Origin of the sequence: Klebsiella oxytoca, assembly GCF_009707385.1 — a bacterium.
GTDB lineage: Bacteria > Pseudomonadota > Gammaproteobacteria > Enterobacterales > Enterobacteriaceae > Klebsiella > Klebsiella oxytoca_C.
The window spans coordinates 4,043,102-4,057,065 of sequence record NZ_CP046115.1; the positions used below are offsets into that span (position 1 = coordinate 4,043,102).

Sequence of the window (13,964 nt, forward strand, 5' to 3'; positions counted from 1 at the left end):
TATACGCAACGACAGGGGATGTCGTTAGTTTGAATGGATTTAAATATTAAATAATTCGCGCTGCCGTTAATGCAACGACAGCGCGAATAAAGCAGGAAAAATTACTTGATACCACCGATACGCGATAAACGTACGCCGGTAGGCCACTCACCTTCCTGTTTTTCGAAGCTCATCCAGATTGCGGTCGCTTTACCCACCAGATTCGCTTCCGGCACAAAGCCCCAATAACGGCTGTCAGCGCTGTTATCGCGGTTGTCGCCCATCATAAAGTATTGTCCCGGCGGCACAATCCAGGTCGCCAGCGGCAGCCCGGACTGGTGGTAATACATTCCTACCTGATCCTGAGCGATTGGCACGGTCAGAATACGGTGGGTCACCTCGCCCAGCGTCTCTTTACGTTCGGTCAGACGGATACCGTCAGCCTTGTTTTCGCCTTTCGGCAGCTGCCAGAAACCGCTGGTCGCTTCCCCGCCGTTGCTGCGGGAGAAGGTCTGAACAAAGTCGCTCGGCTCCACGTTGGAGTACGTCACCGGCAGTGCGTTACCGCAGGCCTGACCAGAACTACAGCCCGGCTGGATAGTGACCTGTTTAGCAATCGGATCGTAGGTCACTTTATCGCCCGGTAAGCCGACGGCGCGCTTAATATAATCCAGGCGCGGATCCTGCGGATATTTAAAAACGACAATATCACCGCGTTTCGGATGCCCGGTTTCGATCAGCGTTTTCTGGTAAATCGGATCTTTAATGCCGTAGGCAAACTTCTCCACCAGAATAAAATCGCCAATCAGCAGGGTCGGCATCATCGATCCGGATGGGATCTGGAAGGGCTCATAAATAAATGAGCGCACCACCAGCACAATTGCCAGAACCGGGAATACCGAAGCGCCGGTTTCCAGCCAGCCCGGTTTCGGGCCAACCTTTTTCAGCGTTTTCTTGTCCAACTGGTCGCCGGTCGCCGCCTGCGCAGCAGCCTGACTTTCGCGACGTTTTGGCGCAAAGATAAACTTATCCAGGCACCACAACAGACCCGTCACCAAAGTAGCGATGACCAGGATCAGGGCAAACATGTTCGCCATGACAACTCCTTAGAATTATTTGCCGTCTTTACCAACGTGCAGAATGGCGAGGAACGCTTCCTGAGGGAGCTCAACGTTGCCGACCTGCTTCATGCGTTTCTTACCTTCTTTCTGCTTCTGCAGCAGCTTTTTCTTACGGCTAACGTCACCGCCATAGCATTTTGCCAGAACGTTTTTACGCAGCTGTTTTACGGTAGAGCGGGCAATAATGTGGTTGCCGATTGCGGCCTGGATAGCGATATCGAACTGCTGACGCGGGATCAGCTCTTTCATCTTCTCTACCAGTTCGCGGCCGCGGTACGGCGCATTGTCGTTATGCGTGATCAGCGCCAGCGCATCCACACGCTCGCCGTTAATTAACACATCAACGCGCACCATATTCGAAGCCTGGAAGCGCTTGAAGTTGTAGTCCAGCGACGCATAGCCGCGAGAGGTAGACTTCAGACGATCAAAGAAGTCGAGCACCACTTCCGCCATCGGGATTTCATAGGTCAACGCCACCTGATTACCGTGGTAAACCATGTTGGTCTGGACCCCGCGTTTTTCGATACACAGGGTAATGACGTTGCCCAGGAACTCCTGCGGCAGCAGCATGTGGCACTCGGCAATCGGCTCACGCAGCTCCTGAATGTTGTTCAGCGGCGGCAGCTTGGATGGGCTATCGACGTAGATAACTTCTTTTGAAGTAGTTTCTACTTCATAAACTACCGTCGGTGCCGTGGTGATCAGATCCAGATCGTATTCACGCTCCAGACGTTCCTGAATGATCTCCATATGCAGCAGGCCCAGGAAGCCACAGCGGAAACCAAAGCCCAGCGCGGTAGAACTTTCCGGCTCGTAGAACAAAGAAGCATCGTTGAGGCTCAGTTTGCCTAACGCATCGCGGAAGTTCTCATAATCATCAGAGCTTACCGGGAACAGGCCGGCGTAAACCTGCGGTTTAACCTTTTTAAAGCCTGGCAGCGCTTTCTCTGCCGGGTTGCGGGAGAGAGTCAGCGTATCGCCGACCGGCGCGCCGAGGATGTCTTTAATGGCGCAAACCAGCCAGCCTACCTCGCCGCATTTCAGCTCGGTGCGGTCAACCTGTTTCGGCGTGAAGATACCCAGACGATCGGCGTTATATACCTGTCCGGTACTCATGACCTTAATTTTATCGCCTTTGCGCATAGTGCCGTTTTTGATACGCACCAGCGAGACAACGCCGAGGTAGTTATCGAACCATGAGTCGATGATCAGAGCCTGCAGCGGCGCTTCCGGGTCGCCTTCCGGCGGCGGAATATCACGCACCAGGCGCTCCAGCACGTCCGGTACGCCAACGCCGGTCTTCGCTGAACAGCGCACCGCATCGGTAGCATCGATACCAACGATATCTTCAATCTCTTCCGCCACGCGTTCCGGATCGGCCGCAGGCAGGTCGATTTTGTTAAGGACCGGTACCACTTCCAGATCCATTTCCATCGCCGTATAGCAGTTAGCCAGCGTCTGGGCTTCTACGCCCTGCCCGGCATCAACCACCAGCAATGCGCCTTCACAGGCGGCAAGAGAACGAGAAACCTCATAAGAGAAGTCGACGTGGCCCGGGGTGTCGATAAAGTTCAGCTGATAGGTTTCGCCATCAGTCGCTTTGTAATCCAGGGTGACGCTCTGCGCCTTGATGGTAATACCGCGCTCACGTTCAAGATCCATGGAGTCCAGAACCTGGGCTGCCATTTCACGATCGGAAAGGCCACCGCAAATCTGGATAATACGGTCAGACAGTGTCGACTTACCGTGGTCGATGTGAGCGATGATTGAAAAGTTACGTATATTCTTCATATTTAGAGTTAATTATGCCTTACGCGAATCATGAGGCCGCTGTTCTGTGCCTGACGTTTTTTAATCCGAAAACGCCGCATTCTACACTACAACCACGAAACCAGGAAATGCTCTTACCACTAGCATAACCGGAGTAAATGACGAGTTCTTGCGGCTGTTGTAAATAAAGATAAGGGCCAGTGAAATCACTGACCCAATTGTGAGGAAGGCGTCTCGATGCGGACTAAATCCGGCGGCAAACCGATGCTGATAATCACCGGCTGCCATGACTGACGGGAGGCTAAGCCCGGCGAAAGACCGCGCGCGACCAAAAATCCGCCAACTCCGCCCAGTATCGCCCCGCACAATGAAGCAAAATCGTTGGCAAACAGCACCTGGAAGAGAGACGCCATCGCGAACAGTCCGACTAACGGCGCCATATAGACTAAAACGGCCGAGCCCAGCAGGCTACTCTCGGCAATACCCAGCTCTACTTTTTGCCCGACAGACAACGGCTGTTCGCAGGGAACGCTAATGGTGTGGCTGGTTTGCGGCCCAAGCTTGTTCAGCACCCGACTTCCGCAGCCGGCGCGGGAAGCACAGCTGCTACAGGATGCTTTAACATCACAGCTCACCAGCGCAACGCCATTGTTCCAGGAAACGACCGTCGCCCACTCTTTAATCATTGGACAGCCCTGAATTTAATACTATCGGAAATACGCTTAGCAGTTTGCGGAGGTAGCTCGCCCACAATGGTTATCTCTGCGTTATCACGGACGGTAGTTGCCACGGTACGACGCCCGGTACGCAATAGCTGATCGCTGCTGGTAGCCGTGGCGCGATTGATATTGATTGAGAAGCTAAACAGCCCATCGGAATACAAACGTGACTCTACCGGACCATCGAAGGTCGGCAGACGCCGCTGGCTGCTGGAAACCTCGGTAACGCCCTGCGGCAGCCAGGTTGGCGCCCAGTTAAAATTAGCCTTGCTGCCGCCTTCAGGCACCGACAGCTGCGGAGGTAAATTCGCTTTGGACAGAGTTTCCATACTGGCGCTAACGTTATCGCCCACGTTGAACGCAACGACCCGGAACTGCTCGAGCGTTTCGCCATCCCGGTCAAGCAAATCGACGCGCAGAGGCAGCTTAGTCTCAGCATCTAACCACGCAATATAGCTATAGCGGGTACCATCACGAGCGACTACGCGGACGACATCGCATAACCGATCGGCAATACGCGTACGACCAACGGAGATAAAGTCGTAATAGGAGGACAGGCGCTTAAAGTCGGAGTAGACCAGCGAAGGCAGCGAATCAACGATATAGTCGCCATTCAGCGTGAAAGGATCCAGCCCGGGTTCAAAATAGCTTATTTCTGTTCCGCGCAGCACCACTTCCCGACGAGGACCATCGAGCTGCAGAAGCTGAGCCAGAGTACGATTGTCCAGTTTAGCGTGTCGATAGCGCAGCGACTCAACACCCTGCTTGTTGATGCTGACGAAAGAGAGCTCGTAATTAAGGGACTGGCTGGCCAGGTTCATCTGCTGCAACAACGCCCCGGACGATGTATCAGCCGAGGCGTTGAGAGAGAAGAACAGGCTGCCTGCCATGAGCGACATGGCACACCAAAGTTGCTTCATTACTGCGATTGTGTTCCTAAAGTTTGATAGCCCGGCACCTGAACAGCGGCTTGCTGAGTCTGGGCCTGGCCAAACTGCAGCTGTTCTGCATGCAGGCGACGCTGCAATTCATAGTCCTGCAGCATAGCATTAATTCTGCGGCGCTGTTCCTGCACCTGAGCCTGCTGACCGCTGCCGGATGAAGCATCTGCCGGTACGCCCAGACTAACCGGGCTGGCTTTACCCATCATCGGCATGGTGTTAAACACCGGCGCCTCAGGCTGCTGAGATGAATCAGACTGACCATTATACTGCTGAACGCCGACAATCACAGCAAGAGATACGCAGGCGGCGACCCCCATTTGGGTGAGCGAGCTGGCCCACGGGCGTACTTTTTGCCAGAAAGGCATCTGACGCCACTGGTGCGGTGCGGGCTGAGATTCAGGAATTAGAGGAACCGTCTGGCGAACGGGCTCGTTTTCAATGGCGGCCATGACGCGAGCTGAGATATCAAAATGGAGCACCTCACTCGTATCGCCTCGCAGCGTATCGCGGATGAGATGGTAGCTCTCCCAGGTTTTTTGCATTTCAGATGAACGCCCCAGCTCATTGAGCAGTTCGTTATCCAGCGTTTCACCATCCATTAAGGCCGAAAGTTTTTCTTTCTGCATGCCTGATACCCTTTTCCAGTATTCCGCTATCGTCAACGCCTGATTAGCGGTTGAACTTTATTATCAATGGCTTCTCGCGCCCGAAAGATACGTGAACGCACGGTACCCACCGGACAATCCATGATGGCGGCTATTTCTTCATAGCTCATGCCATCCAGCTCCCGCATCGTAATAGCCATACGTAAATCTTCCGGGAGCGATTCAATGGTACGAAAAACTATTTGTCTCAGCTCTTCTGACAACATTAAGTTCTCAGGGTTCGAAATTTCTTTCAACGCCCCGCCACTTTCGAAGTTTTCCGCATCATTTGCATCAACATCGCTGGATGGCGGACGGCGTCCCTGAGCAACCAGATAATTCTTCGCCGTGTTGACGGCAATGCGATATAACCAGGTGTAAAAAGCGCTATCCCCCCGGAAAGAATCCAGCGCACGCCATGCTTTGACGAACGATTCCTGAACAACGTCAGCGATATCGCCCGGCGGCACGTAGCGGGAGACCAGGCTTGCAACCTTGTGCTGATAGCGCACCACCAGCAGGTTAAATGCCTTCTGATCTCCTTTCTGGACCCGTTCAACAAGGACCTGATCCGTTAACTGCTCGCTCATCCGAGGTAATGTCTCCCCAAACCCAATTCCCATGCGTATTCAAAAACACCACCCAATCACTGCATAAATGAGCAAGCAGAGGGTTGGAGTGTCTGAAAACAATAAAGTTCCGTTACGCCTTTTTTTTCGTCCGACACCGGCTGACGGATTGTTATCTCTCATTATATGTCCCGGTAGCTAAACGATATGTAAGATGATAAGAAAAAGCGCAATACCCGTCAGAAGGGTAACGTAACCCGCCGTTTATTTCACTATAAAATCTGAAGCTAACGAGTAGCTTAGCAAAACTTTTCTTTCATTTACTCTCCGCCTCATTCAGGCGATATGTTTAGCCGTCACAACTCCAGGTAAAAAAACTGTACGTTTTATCGCAACCTGGTGCTATTGTTCGGCAATCGTGTTTAGTAAATTAAACAAAGGCCATGAAAACAACTTCTGATTCCTCCTGCGATGTGTTGATTATTGGCAGCGGCGCTGCCGGATTATCCCTTGCCTTACGTCTGGCAGAACACTGTACAGTCACAGTGCTTAGCAAAGGGCCGGTCAGCGAAGGCTCTACTTTTTATGCGCAAGGTGGGATTGCTGCAGTATTTGATGAAACAGACAGTATTGAATCCCACGTCGAAGATACGTTGATTGCCGGTGCGGGCCTTTGCGATCGCCATGCGGTCTCATTTGTGGCAAGCAACGCTAAATCCTGCGTTCAGTGGCTTATCGATCAGGGCGTTCTGTTCGATACTCAGGTGCAGGCTAACGGCGAAGAGAGCTACCACCTGACGCGCGAGGGGGGCCATAGCCATCGCAGAATCCTTCATGCCGCCGATGCGACCGGTAAAGCCGTTGAAACCACCCTGGTCAGCCAGACGCTGGCTCATCCCAATATCCGCGTGCTGGAACGTAGCAACGCCGTTGACCTGATTATTTCTGATAAAATCGGCCTGCCGGGAACGCGCCGCGTTGTGGGGGCATGGATCTGGAACCGGAATAAAGAAGCGGTGGAAACCTGTAGCGCAAAAGCCGTGGTGCTGGCGACCGGCGGTGCGGCTAAAGTCTACCAATACACGACCAACCCTGATGTTTCTTCCGGCGATGGTATCGCGATGGCCTGGCGAGCCGGCTGTCGGGTTGCCAACCTCGAATTTAATCAGTTTCACCCCACTGCGCTATACCATCCGCAAGCGCGCAATTTCCTGCTGACGGAAGCGCTACGCGGCGAGGGGGCTCTGTTAAAACGTCCGGACGGCACTCGGTTTATGCCGGACTTTGACGAACGCGGCGAGCTGGCGCCGCGCGACATCGTCGCCAGAGCCATCGATCATGAGATGAAGCGCCTTGGCGTTGACTGTATGTATCTTGATATCAGCCACAAGCCCGAGGAATTCGTTCGCCACCATTTTCCAATGATCTACGAGAAGCTGCTTGGGCTGGGCATCGATCTGACAAAGGAGCCGGTGCCTATTGTTCCTGCCGCACACTATACCTGCGGCGGCGTGATGGTTGATGATAATGGGCGCACCGACGTCGACGGTCTGTATGCCATAGGCGAAGTGAGCTACACCGGATTACACGGCGCCAACCGCATGGCCTCAAATTCGTTGCTTGAGTGCCTTGTCTACGGATGGTCTGCTGCCGAAGATATCGTTAAGCGCCTGCCTTTCGCGCAGTCAGTGAGTGAACTGCCGGCATGGGATGAAAGCCAGGTCGAAATTCCCGATGAGCTGGTAGTGATTCAGCACAACTGGCATGAGCTGCGCTTGCTGATGTGGGATTATGTCGGCATCGTACGCACCACCCGCCGCCTTGAACGCGCCCTGCGCCGCATTAATATGCTGCAGCAGGAGCTCGACGAATATTACGCACGCTTCCGCGTCTCCAATAATTTGCTGGAACTGCGCAACCTGGTACAGGTTGCCGAGCTGATAGTGCGCTGCGCTATGCAACGTAAAGAGAGCCGTGGGCTTCACTACACTCTGGACTATCCTGAAATGCTGCCGGATAGCGGACCTTCAGTGCTCTCGCCGCTGGTTCACATAAAAAGGTAAAAATCCTGGGTCAAAGCGGTAAACCCTTCAGAATACTGCTGCTCTGGCCCACGGATAACTAATCTGTCGCTAAAACACTCTTCTCCCGCCGTTGGAGAAAAGGCTAACAGAACTCGATGCGGCGGGCGCACTTCGGTTTCCGCGACGTCGGTACGCAGCCGCAGATGCCAGCCCATATTCTGCGCCCTCTGCACAAAAGCATTGCCGATGTCGACCGGAAGCACAACGCAGAAAAAACCCTCTTCCGTAACAAGCTCGGCGGCAGAGGTTAATAAGGTTGCATGATCGAGTGAGGAAGTATATCGGGCCTGCTCGCGCTGCGAGGTGGCACAAGGAACGCCGGCCGCGAAAAAGGGCGGATTGCTGACGATCAGATCATAGCGTCGGGTTTGCGGCGGCTGCCATTGCAGAATATCTGCCTGATGAATCTGGATACGTTCAGCCCATGGGGAATCCAGCGCATTTTCTCGCGCCTGCGCTGCCGCCTCTTCGTCCAGCTCCACGGCATCAACAATAACCGTCTCCCCGGTTCGCTGCGCGATCATCAGGGCTAACAGACCGCTGCCCGTGCCGATATCCAGTACCCGCTTAACCCTGGCGATCGGGGCCCATGCGCCAAGTAAAATGCCGTCGGTACCTACCTTCATCGCGCATCTATCATGAGCGACAAAAAACTGCTTAAACGTAAAACCATTGCGCGGCAGCGCAAACTTCGACTGGGACATCCTCGATAACCTTGCGGGCAAAAACTCCTGAGCTTAAGGCTATGCACAATACCGGAGAACAGATAGCCTTACAAACAGATGAACATTGCGTCCGTAACGTCTATAATCGGCGGTCCACTCAGAGGTAGATCATGACTGTAACGACTTTTTCCGAACTTGAACTCGACGAAAACCTGCTGGACGCACTCCAGGATAAAGGTTTCACACGCCCGACAGCCATTCAGGCCGCCGCTATTCCGCCTGCGCTTGATGGCCGTGATATTCTCGGTTCAGCCCCGACCGGCACCGGTAAAACGGCGGCGTATCTTCTGCCAGCGTTGCAGCATCTGCTCGATTTTCCGCGCAAGAAATCTGGTCCGCCGCGCATTCTTATCCTGACCCCAACTCGCGAACTGGCCATGCAGGTTGCCGACCATGCGCGTGAACTGGCAAAACACACTCATCTGGATATCGCCACTATCACCGGCGGTGTCGCATACATGAACCACGCCGAAGTGTTCAGCGAGAACCAGGATATCGTGGTCGCCACAACCGGTCGTCTGCTGCAGTATATTAAAGAAGAAAACTTCGACTGCCGCGCCGTTGAAACGCTGATCCTCGATGAAGCGGACCGCATGCTTGATATGGGCTTCGCCCAGGATATTGAACATATTGCCGGTGAAACCCGCTGGCGCAAGCAGACCATGCTGTTCTCCGCAACCCTCGAAGGTGATGCCATTAAGGATTTTGCTGAGCGACTGCTGGAAGAACCGGTGGAAGTCTCGGCCACCCCCTCCACTCGCGAGCGTAAAAAGATTCACCAGTGGTATTACCGTGCGGATGACGTCAAGCATAAGACCGCTCTGCTCGTCCATCTTCTCAAGCAGCCGGAAGCGACGCGTTCTATCGTCTTCGTACGTAAGCGCGAGCGCGTGCATGAACTGGCCGGCTGGCTGCGTGAAGCAGGTATTAATACCTGCTGGCTGGAAGGCGAGATGGTGCAGGCAAAACGCAACGAAGCGATTAGCCGCCTGACCGATGGCCGTATTAATGTATTAATCGCCACCGATGTTGCCGCCCGCGGTATTGATATTGCAGACGTAAGCCACGTATTCAACTTCGACTTGCCGCGCACGGCGGATATCTATCTGCACCGTATCGGTCGTACCGGGCGTGCAGGCAAGAAAGGAACGGCAATTTCTCTGGTTGAAGCCCACGACCACCTGCTGTTGGGTAAAATTGGCCGCTATGTCGAAGAGCCGTTAAAAGCCCGCGTCATCGATGAACTGCGGCCGACGACCCGAGCACCAAGCGAAAAGCTGACCGGTAAACCTTCTAAAAAGGTTTTAGCGAAGCGCGCAGAGAAGAAAGAGAAAGAAAAAGAGAAACCGCGGGTGAAAAAACGCCATCGTGATACCAAAAACATTGGTAAGCGCCGTAAACCAAGCGCCGCGGATGCTCCGCAGAAGTCGAACTAAGAGTAAAAAAACGCCGGGATATCCCGGCGTTTTTTGCATCAAGGCTAAATCTTACAGGCTTTCGGTAAAAGTACGGGCGATAACGTCGCGCTGCTGTTCCGGAGTCAGGGAGTTAAAGCGTACCGCATAGCCAGAAACGCGGATGGTCAGCTGCGGATATTTTTCCGGATTTTCAACCGCATCCAGCAGCGTTTCACGGCGCAGAACGTTAACGTTCAGATGCTGACCGCCTTCAACACGAACTTCTGGTTTCACGTCTACCGGGATTTCACGATATTCGATCTCGCCAAGTTTGCTTACCGCAACCACGTCATCTTCCGCAAAACCAGCTTTAGCGCACAGGCAGCGGGCTTCGCCTTTTTCGCTATCCAGCAGCCAGAAAGAATTCAGCAGATCGTCGTTTGCAGCTTTAGTAATTTGGATACCAGTAATCATTGGATGCCTCCAGGCAGTGTTTATTCGATTTTGGCCTTTGCGGCCAATTGGTAAAACCATTGTTGTATGCATGTATATATATCAGCCGGACATCCGGTATTCATTGATTTAAATCAACAAAAACCATGCAACAACAGTGGGTATAGCTGGATATTATTGTTTTACATCAAGTTACGCCACTCACGACGCCAAATAAATTTGTAAATTTTCAATTTTTTTTGCATGAAGAGCGTCAATCGCGTGGAGCAAATTTTGTGTTGTAGAAAGATACAGTTAAGCTATGGCGACGACACTTTGCAGGAGAGCAAAATGACCACCCCATTAACCTGGCACGATGTGCTGGCAGAAGAGAAGCAGCAGCCCTGGTTTGTTAATACCCTGAAAACCGTAGCGGAAGAACGCCAGTCGGGAATCACCATCTATCCCCCACAAAAAGATGTCTTTAACGCGTTTCGTTATACTGAGCTAAGCGATGTAAAAGTAGTGATCCTGGGCCAGGATCCCTATCATGGGCCAGGACAGGCTCACGGCCTTGCCTTCTCAGTCCTACCGGGGATCGCGACTCCTCCATCGCTGCTAAATATGTATAAAGAACTGGAAGGCACAATACCTGGCTTTCAGCGGCCGAATCATGGTTATCTCGAAAGCTGGGCGCGTCAGGGGGTTTTATTGCTCAATACCGTATTAACGGTACGAGCAGGACAAGCGCATTCTCATGCCAGCCTCGGTTGGGAAACCTTTACCGATAAAGTGATTTCATTGATTAACCAGCACCGGGAAGGCGTAGTATTTCTTCTGTGGGGGTCGCATGCGCAGAAGAAGGGAGCGATAATCGATCGCCAGCGCCATTGCGTACTCAAAGCACCGCATCCGTCGCCGCTATCGGCCCACCGCGGCTTCTTTGGTAGTAATCATTTCGTTAAGACAAATCAATGGCTTGCCGAACGCGGCGAAACGCCGATTGACTGGATGCCCAAACTGCCAGCTGAAAGCGAATAATCACAACTAACGCTAAAACCAAAATGCCAGCATTACGCTGGCATTTTTGGCTCTGAAATAAGGCTCAAGCCTTGTTCTGCCGCCACCATTCAGCCAGCAGCACACCGGTCGCAACCGAAACGTTCAGGCTTTCTACGTTGCCGGTGCCTTCGATAGCGATATTCAGATCGGCGCTGGAAATAGCCGCGTCGGAAAGACCGTCGCTCTCCTGCCCTAATACCAGCACCATTTTCTTCGGCAGCTCGGCTTTAAACAGCGGAGTGCCGTTATGGCTGGAGGTAGAAACAATTGCGTAGCCCGCTTTACGGAAGCGTTCAAGCGTATCAATAAAGCTGTCGCCGGTGATCGGCTCAACGTGTTCTGCACCGCCTTCTGCGGTACGAATCGCGGCACCAGACTCCATTACGCCAGCATCCTGTACAACAACGCCCTTCACGCCGAAGTGCGCGCAGCTGCGCATAATCGCGCCGAGGTTATGCGGGTTACCGACATCTTCCAGCGCCAGAACGCAATCTTCAGCATCGGCTTTAGCAACCCACTGCTCAACGGAGGTGCCATGACGTTTTTTAATCAGGAAGCAAACGCCGCCGTGATGTTCTGTTCCAGATGCTTTCGCCAGCTCAGCTTCATCAACCACATGATAGGCTTTACGATTAGCCGCCATCCAGCGCAGGGCTTCTTTGAAGCGCGGGGTCACGCTCTGGATAAACCAGGCGCGCACAATGGCATCCGGACGGCTCTGGAAGAGCGCCTGACAGGCATTTTCACCATAGACCCGGGTCTCTTCCGCACGCTGGCGGCGTAGTACTTCAGGATCGATAAAGCTTTTCCCGCTGATCCCGCCGTGATCCGCTTTTACCGGCGTCTCATCGCCCGGCGCGCGGGACACGGTACGCCACGGCGAGGTACCCTCACCGCCGAAGCCTTCACGCTTGCGATCGTCACGTTTACGATCGCCGCCTCGGCTCTCTTTTTCATCGCGCGCAGGGCGGTTACGACCATCAACACGAGATTTTCCTGGACGTCCCCCACCTTTCCCGGTACGCGGGTTATGGGTACGTCGGTCAGAATCATCATCACTGCGGACATACATCACTTTGACCTTGCCGCTTTTATTTTTCAGTTCGTCGTCGCTCATCAATTTTCTCCACCTGCGCTGCGCGAAGCGCGCAGATTACCCGATGTGCCATCACTTAGCCATTATTTCATTTAAAAGCCTGAGTCTATCGTATTCATTGAATAAATCTCATTGTCCTTTATTAGCAGTGCGTCGATAATATGTAACATTCAAGAAACAAATCGGCCACGTGCCGCGCTGCAACCCATAACCAGAGGTTAGTTATGAATACCGTTTGTGCCAGTTGTCAGGCTCTGAACCGCCTCCCCGACGATCGTAGTGCCGATGGCGCGAAATGCGGGCGCTGTGGTCACGATCTTTTTGATGGCGACGTTATCAACGCGACCGGGGCAACGCTGGATAAACTACTGAAGGACGATCTCCCCGTTGTCGTTGATTTCTGGGCGCCATGGTGTGGCCCCTGCCGTAACTTTGCGCCAATCTTTGAAGATGTGGCGGAAGAACGCAGCGGCGAAATGCGTTTCGTGAAAGTAAATACCGAAATGGAACGTGAATTAAGCGCTCGCTTCCGCATTCGCAGCATCCCGACCATTATGATGTTCAAAAATGGTGAAGTCATCGACATGCTGAACGGCGCCGTGCCTAAGGCGCCTTTCGATAGCTGGCTAAACGAAGCTGGCCAGCAGTAAAGCTTACGGGGCACCGCTTGTGCCCCGTTTTTACCTCTGCGACAATGGCGTTTTTTCTTAGCGATCCCCATGACTGATAACGCCGTCCTTCGTCTTCGCGCCGAACGTCTCGCGCGCGCCACCCGGCCTTTTCTTGCCCGCGGTAACCGTGTCCACCGCTGCCAGCGCTGCCTGCTGCCGTTAAAGCAATGCCTCTGCGCAACCCTAAATCCGGTTACCGCTACCAGCCGTTTTTGCCTGGTGATGTTCGACACTGAGCCAATGAAGCCCAGCAACACCGGACGCCTGATAGCCGATATCCTGCCGGATACCACAGCATTTCAGTGGTCACGAACCGAACCGCCGCAGGCGCTTCTTGATTTAGTCTCCGACGAGCGATATCAGCCAATGGTCGTTTTTCCTGCGTCTTATGCAGGTTCAGAGCGCCAGGTACTTAATTCTCCGCTGGCGGGTAAACCGCCGCTGTTTATTATGCTCGACGGCACCTGGCCCGAAGCGCGAAAAATGTTCCGCAAAAGCCCGTGGCTTGATGCGCTGCCGATTATTTCCGTCGACCTGTCGCGCATTTCCGCTTATCACCTGCGGGAAGCGCACGCAGAAGGGCAGTACTGTACCGCTGAGGTCGCTATTGCACTGCTGGATCTCACGGGGGATGAAACCGCCGCCACCGCCCTTGGCGATCACTTCAGCTTATTCAGATCGCGCTATCTGGCAGGAAAAACGCAGCATAAGGGCAGTATCACAGCACAACTTACGGAAAACGTTTAAAATC

The 13,964-nt window shown here is 53.4% G+C and carries 15 protein-coding genes; 5 read left to right on the top strand and 10 right to left on the bottom strand.

The annotated features are described in order from the left end of the window. Positions 1-101: 101 nt before the first annotated feature. The 7 genes from lepB to rseD all read right to left on the bottom strand — a co-directional run bounded on the left by lepB (position 102) and on the right by rseD (position 5,929). Positions 102-1,076: a signal peptidase I gene (lepB, locus tag GJ746_RS18780; RefSeq protein ID WP_154681551.1), complete on the bottom strand. Its 975-nt coding sequence runs from the start codon at positions 1,074-1,076 to the stop codon at positions 102-104. A 15-nt stretch (positions 1,077-1,091) separates the two neighbouring features. Then, positions 1,092-2,891, bottom strand: a complete 1,800-nt coding sequence (gene lepA / locus GJ746_RS18785; protein ID WP_154681552.1) for a translation elongation factor 4 — start codon at positions 2,889-2,891, stop codon at positions 1,092-1,094. 185 nt (positions 2,892-3,076) lie between these two features. Beyond that, positions 3,077-3,556, bottom strand: a complete 480-nt coding sequence (gene rseC / locus GJ746_RS18790) for a SoxR-reducing system protein RseC (protein WP_154681553.1) — start codon at positions 3,554-3,556, stop codon at positions 3,077-3,079. Further along, on the bottom strand, positions 3,553-4,509 hold the full coding sequence (gene rseB, locus GJ746_RS18795) for a sigma-E factor regulatory protein RseB (RefSeq protein ID WP_154681554.1): 957 nt from the start codon (positions 4,507-4,509) through the stop codon (positions 3,553-3,555). Before rseB ends, rseC begins: the two co-directional genes overlap by 4 nt. Next, positions 4,509-5,159, bottom strand: a complete 651-nt coding sequence (gene rseA / locus GJ746_RS18800; protein WP_154681555.1) for an anti-sigma-E factor RseA — start codon at positions 5,157-5,159, stop codon at positions 4,509-4,511. The genes rseB and rseA overlap by 1 nt, the downstream gene beginning before the upstream one ends. Before the next feature lie 32 nt (positions 5,160-5,191). After that, positions 5,192-5,767 (bottom strand): RNA polymerase sigma factor RpoE, encoded by a 576-nt coding sequence (gene rpoE, locus GJ746_RS18805; protein WP_154681556.1) that lies wholly within the window; start codon positions 5,765-5,767, stop codon positions 5,192-5,194. A gap of 39 nt (positions 5,768-5,806) precedes the next feature. Then, positions 5,807-5,929, bottom strand: a complete 123-nt coding sequence (rseD, locus tag GJ746_RS25655) for a rpoE leader peptide RseD (protein ID WP_154681557.1) — start codon at positions 5,927-5,929, stop codon at positions 5,807-5,809. Between the two features lie 260 nt (positions 5,930-6,189). Here rseD and nadB point away from each other — a divergent pair, with 260 nt between their 5' ends. Beyond that, the gene (gene nadB, locus GJ746_RS18815; RefSeq protein WP_154681558.1) at positions 6,190-7,809 is read left to right on the top strand and encodes an L-aspartate oxidase; all 1,620 of its coding nucleotides are present in this window, start codon (positions 6,190-6,192) and stop codon (positions 7,807-7,809) included. On the opposite strand, the gene trmN is transcribed toward nadB, so the two are convergent. Further along, a complete protein-coding gene (gene trmN, locus GJ746_RS18820) occupies positions 7,794-8,534 on the bottom strand; it encodes a tRNA(1)(Val) (adenine(37)-N(6))-methyltransferase TrmN (protein ID WP_154681559.1) in 741 nt (246 codons plus the stop codon). The two genes, nadB and trmN, sit on opposite strands and share 16 nt — an antisense overlap. A gap of 131 nt (positions 8,535-8,665) precedes the next feature. Between trmN and srmB the strand changes: the two genes are divergently transcribed. Next, positions 8,666-9,991, top strand: coding sequence for an ATP-dependent RNA helicase SrmB (gene srmB, locus GJ746_RS18825; protein ID WP_154681560.1), 1,326 nt, complete (start codon positions 8,666-8,668; stop codon positions 9,989-9,991). A gap of 51 nt (positions 9,992-10,042) precedes the next feature. On the opposite strand, the gene grcA is transcribed toward srmB, so the two are convergent. Beyond that, positions 10,043-10,426 (bottom strand): autonomous glycyl radical cofactor GrcA, encoded by a 384-nt coding sequence (gene grcA, locus GJ746_RS18830; protein WP_154681561.1) that lies wholly within the window; start codon positions 10,424-10,426, stop codon positions 10,043-10,045. A 309-nt stretch (positions 10,427-10,735) separates the two neighbouring features. Here grcA and ung point away from each other — a divergent pair, with 309 nt between their 5' ends. After that, positions 10,736-11,425, top strand: a complete 690-nt coding sequence (ung, locus tag GJ746_RS18835) for a uracil-DNA glycosylase (RefSeq protein WP_154681562.1) — start codon at positions 10,736-10,738, stop codon at positions 11,423-11,425. Between the two features lie 64 nt (positions 11,426-11,489). Here ung and GJ746_RS18840 read toward each other — a convergent pair whose 3' ends face one another. Then, positions 11,490-12,563 (bottom strand): tRNA/rRNA methyltransferase, encoded by a 1,074-nt coding sequence (locus tag GJ746_RS18840; RefSeq protein ID WP_154681563.1) that lies wholly within the window; start codon positions 12,561-12,563, stop codon positions 11,490-11,492. Between the two features lie 203 nt (positions 12,564-12,766). On the opposite strand from GJ746_RS18840, the gene trxC reads away from it, so the two are divergent. Both trxC and GJ746_RS18850 read left to right on the top strand, forming a co-directional pair. Beyond that, positions 12,767-13,192 carry a thioredoxin TrxC gene (gene trxC / locus GJ746_RS18845; protein ID WP_154681564.1) on the top strand — a complete coding sequence of 142 codons (426 nt, stop codon included), beginning with the start codon at positions 12,767-12,769 and terminating at the stop codon, positions 13,190-13,192. A gap of 69 nt (positions 13,193-13,261) precedes the next feature. After that, positions 13,262-13,960: a tRNA-uridine aminocarboxypropyltransferase gene (locus tag GJ746_RS18850; RefSeq protein WP_154681565.1), complete on the top strand. Its 699-nt coding sequence runs from the start codon at positions 13,262-13,264 to the stop codon at positions 13,958-13,960. Positions 13,961-13,964 lie beyond the last annotated feature (4 nt).